The sequence below is a fragment of the Kiritimatiellia bacterium genome, assembly GCA_028715905.1.
In the GTDB taxonomy this organism is placed as follows: Bacteria; Verrucomicrobiota; Kiritimatiellia; order JAAZAB01; family JAAZAB01; genus JAQUQV01.
Genome location: JAQUQV010000114.1, coordinates 1 through 3708 on the forward strand (window position 1 = coordinate 1; position 3708 = coordinate 3708).

Here is a 3708-nt window from a genome sequence, read left to right on the forward strand (position 1 = left end):
TTATAACAACCGGGTTCCCCCCAGACTGCGCCGTCATGCTTTTCCCGGAAACACTTGATGAAAATCACGCTGGTTAACCCGAAGGCCTCCCCAAAAATGCCCTATGACGGCCCGCCCCTGTCTATTCTCGCGGCGGCCTCCATGCTGGACCGCACGCTGCATGACATCACGTTGCTGGACTGGCACTACAAAAACTTCAAACAGAGAATCCATGACGCCTGCCGTAATTCGGCAATCTGCGGCATTACCTGCATGACCGGTTATCAGATCGGCACGATGCTGGAAGCGGCCCGGATCGCCAAACAGGCCAACCCGGAAATTCTGGTTGTCTGCGGAGGTTGTCATCCCACGCTTATGCCGGAACAAACTCTTGCAAGCCCGTTGGTGGATATGGCGGTGCTGGGCCAGGGCCCGGAAACATTCCGCGAATTGATTGAAACCCTGGCCGGCGGACATGATCCCGCCGTTGTCAAAGGAATTGGGTTCAAGCAAAACGGCAATATCGTGCTGACGGAACCGCGCGCGCGCCAGGACATCAACCGTTTTCCTCAACCGCCGTATGACCTCCTGGAAAATTTTGAAAACTACCTGGTCAAGACAAGCTTCAGCGAGCGGACTCTGTATTACCTGAGTTCAGAAGGCTGCACAGGCAACTGCAGGTTTTGCGGCGAGGAATCGCTCTACCACCGCCGCTGGCAAGCCCTGACGACGGACCGGGTCGTCGCGGATATTGCGCGCTTGAAGGCGCGCTACAACTTTGACGGCGTGGCGATCGCCGACTCCAATTTTTACGTGAACGAGAAAAGAGTTGCGGAGCTTTGCCGAAGGATGATTCCGCTCAAACTGAAGTGGGGCGGGACTTCCGGCCGGCCTGATCAACTCAGGAAATACAAAGACGAGACTTTCGCGCTGATGAAGCAATCCGGGCTGCAGGATATCTTTCTCGGCGTTGAATCGGCCAGCGACGACACGCTTAAATTAATGAGCAAAGGCTGTCTGGTTGCGGACACGCTGCAGGTGCTGCCGCGTCTCTATGCGCACGGCATCCGTGTGCAGTGCTCGTTCATCATCGGCGTGCCGGGAGTGAACATAAAAAATGATTTCAGCGAAACGATGCGATTCATCAACCGGCTGCGCAAGACCGGCTATGTTTCGCAATTTCACCTCTTTGTCTATACCCCCTTGCCGGGGACCCGTTTCCTGGATGAAGCCCTGCGGCTCGGGTACCGGATGCCGCGCAGTCTTGAGGATTGGACTAATTACGAGTTTCACGCGCAAAATGTGGTGCCGTGGGTCCCCCAAAAATACGCCGCCTTCACGGATGCCGCCTCAATTTACTTCATGTTCCTGGCCGGTCACGCCGGCAAGGTCATTGACGCGGTGGTGCCGAAACCGCTGCGGATTCCGGCAAAAATCGCGGAACGGCTCATGCGGCTGATCAGCGATTTCCGCATATCCACCGCCTGCTTCGCGCTGCCAATAGAGTATCACCTCATAAAATACGTGCTGATGAACAAAGAACGTTTCTTTGACGACAGGAAGCTGATGTTCTGAATGCGCTTGCCGGGGACATAAAACGCATCCGGCGCGGCCGACCGGATCAAGGCGCGGCCAACACCTTTTTCAACAGCCGGCCCGTGTATGATTTTTCGCAGGCCGCCACTTCTTCCGGCGTGCCCGCCACGACCACTTCCCCTCCGGCGTCGCCGCCTTCGGGCCCGAGATCAATGATGTGATCGGCGGTTTTCATCACCTCGGCATTATGCTCAATCACCACCACCGTGTTGCCGGCGTCGCGCAGTTTCTGCAGAACATTTAAAAGTTTCTGAACATCGGCAAAATGCAGGCCGGTGGTGGGCTCATCCAACAGATAAAGGGTCCGCCCGGTGGCCTTCTTGCCCAGCTCCGCGGAAAGTTTCAGGCGCTGGGCCTCGCCGCCGGAAAGCGTGGTGGCCGATTGCCCCAGCTGGACATAGCCGAGGCCGACTTCGGACAAAGTCCGCAGTTTCTGGCGCAAGGCCGGGATGCGGCTGAAGAATTCAAGCGCCTCGTCAATCGTCAGACCGAGCACCTCAGCGATATTTTTTCCGTTATAACGGATTTCCAGCGTCTCGCTGTTATAACGCAGCCCGCCGCACTGCTCGCAGGTTACATACACATCCGGCAGAAAATGCATTTCTATTTTCAGGATGCCGTCCCCGCGGCAGGTTTCACAACGCCCGCCCTTGACGTTGAAACTGTATCTTCCTTTCCCGTACCCCCTCACTTTTGAAGCCGGAAGTTCCGCAAACAAATTCCGGATCAGATCAAACGCGCCGGTATAGGTAGCCGGATTGCTGCGCGGCGTCCGCCCGATCGGCGACTGGTCAATGACAACCACCTTGTCCAGAAATTCCTTGCCGGTAATCCCCTGGTGCGCGCCCGGGCGCTCCTTTGAGCCGTAAAAATGACGGAACAACGCCCGGCGCAGGACTTCGTCAACCAGCGTGCTCTTGCCGCTTCCGGAAACTCCGGTAACGCAGACCAGCAACCCCAGGGGGATGGCAACGGTTATGTTTTTCAGGTTGTTTTCCCGCGCCTTCTGAATCCTGAGCCATGACGGGCCGGGACGCTTGCGCGCCGGCGGAACCGGTATGCCGAGCGACCCGTTTAGGTAACGCCCGGTGAGTGATTTTTCGCTGAGCAGCAGTTCGGCGGGCGGTCCCGCAAACACAACCTCGCCGCCGTGCCGGCCCGCGCCGGGGCCGAGATCCAGAACGTAATCCGCCTGGCGGATGGTGGCTTCGTCGTGTTCCACCACAATGACCGTGTTGCCGAGGTCGCGCAGTCTCTGCAGTGTCCGGATCAGGCGCTGGTTATCGCGGTGATGCAGCCCTATGCTCGGCTCATCCAGGACATAAAGCACGCCAACCAGGCCCGATCCGATTTGCGTCGCCAGCCTGATGCGCTGGGCCTCGCCGCCGGAAAGCGTGCCGCTCTCCCGGTCAAGCGTCAGGTAGTCAAGGCCGACATCCTGCATGAAAGAAAGGCGCTCTCTTATCTCCTTGATCACCTCGGCGGCGATGCGTTCCTCCTGTTCCGTGAGCCGCAGACCGGCAAAAAACGCATGCGCCTCCCGCACGGACATCCGGCAGATATCCATGATGGATTTTCCGGAAACAACGCAGGCCAGGACTTCTGATTTCAATCGGCTTCCCCGGCAGGCCCGGCAGAAACGGCGGCTCATGTACTGCTGCAACCGCTTCTTGGTTGACTCGCTGCCGGTAGAAGCGTGGAGACGCTCCAGGTTCGGGATGACGCCCTCAAAAGGTTTCTTATACTGGCGGTACGCGCCGTGCCGCCAGAAACTAAAGGCAATTTCCTCGCCGCCGGAACCGTAAAAAACAATTTTCCGGATGCGCTCGGAAAGCTCCCTGAAAGGGGTTGCCAGATCAAACTTGTAATGTTTGGCAAGGGCGCGCAGCAGCCCGTTGTAATAAATAATCTGCCGGCGGCCGCCGCGCTTCCAGGCGCGGATTGCGCCCTGCTCAATGGAAAGATCGGGATTGGGAACAATCAAATCCTCGTCAAACACCAGTTTAACCCCCAGCCCCGAGCATTCGCGGCAGGCGCCGTACGGGCTGTTGAACGAAAAATGGCGCGGCGTAAATTTTTCAAAGCTTATGCCGCAGTCGGGGCAGGCGTGCTTTTCGGAAAAAATCGTCTCTT

Annotated in this window: 2 protein-coding genes; one reads left to right on the plus strand and one right to left on the minus strand. The window is 57.6% G+C overall.

Annotated features, from left to right (window positions below; translation table 11 throughout):
* Positions 1 to 57 precede the first annotated feature (57 nt).
* A complete protein-coding gene (locus PHP98_11895; GenBank protein MDD5484330.1) occupies positions 58 to 1554 on the plus strand; it encodes a radical SAM protein in 1497 nt (498 codons plus the stop codon).
* 46 nt (positions 1555 to 1600) lie between these two features.
* On the opposite strand, the gene uvrA is transcribed toward PHP98_11895, so the two are convergent.
* On the minus strand, positions 1601 to 3708 hold a 2108-nt coding region (uvrA, locus tag PHP98_11900; protein MDD5484331.1), incomplete at its 5' end, for an excinuclease ABC subunit UvrA.